The following is a 4,136-nucleotide window of genomic DNA, read 5'->3' as shown; positions in this document are numbered from 1 at the left end:
GTCACTTTTCCGCTTTGGAAGGTTAAGAGATTATCTTCCCTCAGTTTCCTGAGACAACGGTTAAGATGAATGGCGCTTAACCCCAACGCATCCGCAAGCAGATATTGATTGAGCGGGCATCGATACCCAGAGAGATCCGCCATCCCAACCAATTGAAGCCTGACTCCAAGTTCAAGCAGAAAATGCGCGGTCCGCACCAGCGCGCTCCTGCGGCCGATATTGATGAGATGCTCCACAACCATGGCTTCATCCCGGGATGCTGCCCAAAGCAGAGAGGCAGCAAGATGGGGGTCTTCCTCAAAACAACGCCTAATATCTTTTTTCGAGATCTCTGAAATCTCGATCCGGGTAACCGCCTCAAAGCTGTGGTCAGATGTCCTCAACAGCAAACTTCTCAAGCCCAGAAAATCACCGGGAATTTGAAAATCGATAATCTGTCTCGAACCATCCTTCAGCAGTTTGTAGGAATAGACCCAGCCCTTTCGAAGTATGAAGGCCTTATGATCGCTTGCTCCTTGCAATGAAAGACTCTTGCCCGCTTCCACGGACCGGCATGGACGCTGAAGCTTCTCCAATAATCTTGTGCTTTTTTCCTTAAGTTCAAAAAAAGTGGCAAGCTTCATGGCGATCGGAGATAGGCTACTATGTGCCACTTTTGCTCTCCATAAATCATGAATATCTGCTATCTCGTCCTGAGCGGACAGATGAACACTATAGGTCGAAAATCCTACCCCAGACTAATCCATGTTCATGTCGCGTGCCCGAAATACAGTACAATGGCAGAATTCTGGCCTGATTAAGAGGGTTTCGCCTAATTTGAAGCATAACAATGTAGATCCCAAGATTGGAGAAATCCTTATGCATACCAAAGCGGAAATTTCTGGTGCTGCCGCTCTTACGATCTGCGAAGCCCTATTACTCTGCCTTAAGGAAAGCGGGAACCTTACCAAAGAACAGATAAACGGATTGCTGACGGATGCGGTCAGCACCCATGTGAACGCTGCTGAGATGTCTTCAGACAGTGACTTACATAAATCAGCCGCCAAATTGATTGAAGAGATTGCCGCCGGTCGAAACTCGACCCGCCACTTATGAGCCTCTATGAGGCGGCTGTGAGTTTCAAGGAGAACGGAATTCTGCGCCCTAGTCACTCTGTCCGGGAAGGAATCCGGCTGCACTAGATATTGAGAGGCAAACGATGCCCATGCAAGGAAATGATAGTGGTCCGGGTGGTCCCTGGGGGCACCCGCACAAGCCGGACATTGATCCGGAAGAGTGGATTCGTTCAGGACAGAATCAACTGAGGCAGCTTCTGCCGGGTGGAGGCTATAAAAGCATAGCCTTGGCTCTTGTTCTAATCCTGATGGCCTGGACTGCCTGGTCAGCCTATTACACGGTGCCCAGCGATTCTGTTGCGATTGTTCAGCGCTTCGGCAAGTACCTCAAGGAAGTTCCGCCGGGCCTGCATTTCAGAATTCCGTTGGGGGTCGACAGCACCACCATTGTTCCAGTGAAACGGCAGTTGAAACAGGAGTTTGGCTTCGTCACACCGGACAGGGAAAACAGCTTCCAGGGCCCATCACAACAAACCGCAATCCGTGAAACCCAAATGGTCACCGGCGATCTCAACGCCGCTTTGGTGGAATGGGTGGTCCAATACCGTATTTCCAATCCCCAGAACTTCCTTTTTGAGGTCAGAGAGCCGAATGAGACCCTTCGATATGTCTCGGAATCGGTCATGCGTGAAGTCGTCGGAGACCGCACAGTGGATGAGGTGATCACCATCGGGCGGCAAGAGATTGAATCAGAGGCACTGACCAAGATGCAGTCACTGGCCACGAAATATGCGATGGGGATCAGCATCGATCAGGTGCAGTTAAAGAATATCAACCCACCACAGCCTGTGCAGGAATCGTTCAACGAGGTGAACCAAGCCCAGCAGGAAAAAGAGAAGCTCATTAACGAGGCGCGCAGGGATTACAACAAGGTTATACCACTGGCGCTGGGAGAAAAGGATCAGCGGATCCGTGAGGCTGACGGTTATCGGCTGAAAAGGGTCAACGAAGCGGAAGGGGATGCGGCAAGGTTTCAGGCTGTGCTGAAAGAATATCAGAAGGCACCTGAAGTCACCCGCCGCCGCCTGTATATCGAAACCCTGCAGAAAATCCTGCCCGGTCTGCGCTCGAAGGTAATTGTCGATGAGCAGGCGCAAAACCTCCTTCAACTGCTCGACCTTAACCTGCGGAAGGAGGTAAAAGAATGAACAAAATCCTTGTTATAAGCGCTGCTGCGATACTGCTCTCCGGCATTATCGGCATGTCGAGTGCACTATATACCGTCAGCGAGGTTGAGCAGGCGATCATAACCCAGTTTGGCAAGCCTGTCGGTGCCCCGATCACCACAGCCGGTCTGAAATTCAAGCTGCCTTTCATTCAAGATGTTAATTCGATTGATCGCAGGGTTTTAGAATGGGATGGGCGCCCATCGGATATGCCGACAAAGGACAAACTCTATATTTCAGTCGATCTGTTTGCCCGTTGGCGAATTGTCGATCCGTTGCAGTATTTCCTGCGTTTGAGGGACGAACGCAGCGCACAATCACGCCTTGATGATATTCTGGGGAGCGAGACCAGGAATGCGGTTGCCAAGCATGAACTGATTGAAATCATCCGTACCATGCGGGATCGGGTGCCATTACGCGACAATCTGCTGACTGATGCGGAACGGGAACAGCGGATCGGAACCCTGGTACCGATCCAGAAGGGCCGTAAATTGGTGGAGCAGGAGATTTTCACCGCAGGTGCCGAGAAGATCCGGGTCTTTGGTATTGAATTGCTCGACATCCGCTTCAAGCGGATAAACTACAACGAGAGTGTCCGGCCCAAGATCTATGACCGGATGATCAGCGAACGCCGTCAGATCGCAGAGAGATTTCTTTCCGAAGGCAACGGTGAGGCAGCAAGGATCAGGGGGAACCGGGTGCGTGACCTGAACAAGATCCAGTCCGAAGCCTATCTGGAGGTGGAGACGATCAGGGGCCTCGCGGATTCAAAAGCCGCGGAAATCTACTCACAAGCCTATAACCATAGTGCTGAATCCATCGAATTTTTTGAGTTTACGCGCATGATGCAGGCCTATGAAACACTGATGGCGGACAACACGACGATTGTCCTTTCCACCGACAGCGATCTTTTCAAATTCCTGAAAAAAATGGATCCCGCCGGCAGCAAGGCACCATGACTAAATCCATAAAAAATTTACAGCCCAATATTGTTGATGTCAGCAATCTAAGAAAGAGAGTCGAGACAATGTCCAAAATCGAAAAAACAATGGTCACTTTCAGATTTCCATTTTCTATAGGTGACAGTGAGATTTCTTATCCGCCCGGCACTTATTGGATAGAAACGGATTATGAACTGTTAGCCGGTATTTCTTTTCCGGTATATCGACGCAAGAAAGTGCTTCTTCATATGGCGAATGCCAGTGAAAACATTGCCATGGGCATGACCCTTATCGTTGAGCCCCATTTAATGGATGATGCCATTGACCGCGACAATGCAGTGGTCGCCCGTATGTGATCGTCACAGGAACATTCCTCAGCTCAGATCATAGTACCAGGGCACGAAAACACTGAAGACCGCCCACAGAAGAATGACCAGCGGTCCGCCGGCACGCAGGAAATCTGCAAAACGATAATAGCCGGGGCCCATCACCAACAGGTTGGTTTGATAGGCGATGGGTGTCGCGAAGGAGCAGTTGGCCCCAAACAACACCGCCAGCACGAATGGCAAGGGCTCAGCCTGCAGTCCCTGTGCCAAACCTAGAGCGATCGGTGTGAACAGAATGGCCGTGGCATTATTCGATAGTACATTGGTCAGAAGCGCCACAACCAGGAACAAGGCAGAGAGTGCGACCGCGGGGCCAGCCGGCCCGGCAAAGCTGATCACATATTCGGCAAGATAGGCCGCAGCGCCCGTTTCCAGCATTGCGGTGCCAAGTCCCAATGAGGCCCCTACCATCATGAAGATCTTGCTGTCCAGCGCTCTGCTCGCCTGTTTCAGGGTGAGGACACGGGTAACGAGCATCAGGGAAACACCGGCAATTGCGGTAACGGAAATTGGCAAAAGCCCAAGAGA

6 protein-coding genes are annotated in these 4,136 nt (G+C 51.1%); 4 read left to right on the top strand and 2 right to left on the bottom strand.

Features of this window, described 5'->3' with window-relative positions; all coding sequences use genetic code 11:
* Window positions 1–653: Crp/Fnr family transcriptional regulator (locus DFP90_RS22445; RefSeq protein WP_245957152.1), on the bottom strand; the 653-nt coding region annotated here is incomplete at its 3' end.
* A 205-nt stretch (window positions 654–858) separates the two neighbouring features.
* Here DFP90_RS22445 and DFP90_RS22440 point away from each other — a divergent pair.
* The 4 genes from DFP90_RS22440 (at window position 859) to DFP90_RS22425 (ending at window position 3,578) form a co-directional block, all read left to right on the top strand.
* Window positions 859–1,095 (top strand): hypothetical protein, encoded by a 237-nt coding sequence (locus DFP90_RS22440; RefSeq protein WP_115939699.1) that lies wholly within the window; start codon window positions 859–861, stop codon window positions 1,093–1,095.
* A 103-nt stretch (window positions 1,096–1,198) separates the two neighbouring features.
* On the top strand, window positions 1,199–2,263 hold the full coding sequence (hflK, locus tag DFP90_RS22435) for an FtsH protease activity modulator HflK (RefSeq protein ID WP_218044780.1): 1,065 nt from the start codon (window positions 1,199–1,201) through the stop codon (window positions 2,261–2,263).
* Window positions 2,260–3,240 (top strand): protease modulator HflC, encoded by a 981-nt coding sequence (gene hflC, locus DFP90_RS22430; RefSeq protein WP_115939697.1) that lies wholly within the window; start codon window positions 2,260–2,262, stop codon window positions 3,238–3,240. Before hflK ends, hflC begins: the two co-directional genes overlap by 4 nt.
* 68 nt (window positions 3,241–3,308) lie before the next feature.
* The gene (locus DFP90_RS22425) at window positions 3,309–3,578 is read left to right on the top strand and encodes a hypothetical protein (RefSeq protein WP_115939696.1); all 270 of its coding nucleotides are present in this window, start codon (window positions 3,309–3,311) and stop codon (window positions 3,576–3,578) included.
* 18 nt (window positions 3,579–3,596) lie between these two features.
* Here the strand turns inward: DFP90_RS22425 and DFP90_RS22420 are convergent.
* Window positions 3,597–4,136, bottom strand: a 540-nt coding sequence (locus DFP90_RS22420) for an SLC13 family permease (RefSeq protein WP_181905526.1), incomplete at its 5' end; no start/stop codon positions are given.

The sequence above is a fragment of the Aestuariispira insulae genome, from assembly GCF_003385955.1.
Classification (GTDB): Bacteria; Pseudomonadota; Alphaproteobacteria; order UBA8366; family Aestuariispiraceae; genus Aestuariispira; species Aestuariispira insulae.
The sequence above is the reverse complement of the archived record's forward strand: the minus strand, read 5'-3'. Positions and strand labels throughout refer to the sequence as shown.